Source organism: Metabacillus sp. 22489, from assembly GCF_052044855.1.
Lineage (GTDB): Bacteria > Bacillota > Bacilli > Bacillales > Bacillaceae > Metabacillus > Metabacillus niabensis.
Genome location: NZ_JBQENT010000123.1, coordinates 1 through 765 on the forward strand (window position 1 = coordinate 1; position 765 = coordinate 765).

The following is a 765-nucleotide window of genomic DNA, read 5'->3' on the forward strand; positions in this document are numbered from 1 at the left end:
AAATATGAATAATAGGCAATTTACACTTATTTTTAAGATAGATTCTAAGAAGAAAATCAAAAATTAAAAAGGCATTTGGGAAAGAAAGCTTTCCCAAATGCCTTTTGTCTTCAATCTGAGCCAATCTGATACAGATTGGCTTTTTTTTATGCCCTTTTTTACTTTCTAATTTTATATTTTCTGTATTTTGTATGATATTAAATTAAATACCCGAATTTTTAAAAAAATTTTCAAATTATGCAGGAAAAAGGAAAAATACGTTGAATTATTAACAAAGGTTTTTCATATGGGGGAAAAGGTGGTGAACAGAATGGAAGTTACAGACGTAAGATTGCGCCGCGTAAATACCGAAGGTCGTATGAGAGCGATTGCATCAATTACGTTGGATCATGAATTTGTTGTTCATGACATACGTGTTATTGATGGAAATAATGGTCTCTTTGTTGCGATGCCGAGTAAGCGTACTCCGGATGGAGAGTTCAGAGATATTGCACACCCTATTAATTCTAATACACGCGGAAAAATCCAAGATGCTGTATTAGCAGAATATCACCGATTAGGTGAATTAGAAGTTGAATTTGAAGAAGCTGGGGCTTCTTAAAAATAATGAAAAAGACTTTGCATATAGTTGCAAGGTCTTTTTTACTGGTTCTATAATAAATGTTGGGGTTTTAAAACAATTTGAAGAAAAAAAGAGCACAATATCACCCATTCTTATATACTTGAGTTGTCGAGAAACAAGTATAGAGTGGAGATATGTGCTGT

Annotated in this window: 2 protein-coding genes; both read left to right on the forward strand. The window is 32.7% G+C overall.

Annotation, left to right across the window (positions count from 1 at the left end):
* Nucleotides 1-310: 310 nt before the first annotated feature.
* Nucleotides 311-601 carry a septation regulator SpoVG gene (gene spoVG, locus ACTJJ9_RS26335; RefSeq protein ID WP_046517517.1) on the forward strand — a complete coding sequence of 97 codons (291 nt, stop codon included), beginning with the start codon at nt 311-313 and terminating at the stop codon, nt 599-601.
* The coding region (locus ACTJJ9_RS26340) for a hypothetical protein (RefSeq protein WP_440769011.1) at nt 573-765 on the forward strand (193 nt) is incomplete at its 3' end. The genes spoVG and ACTJJ9_RS26340, both read left to right, overlap by 29 nt.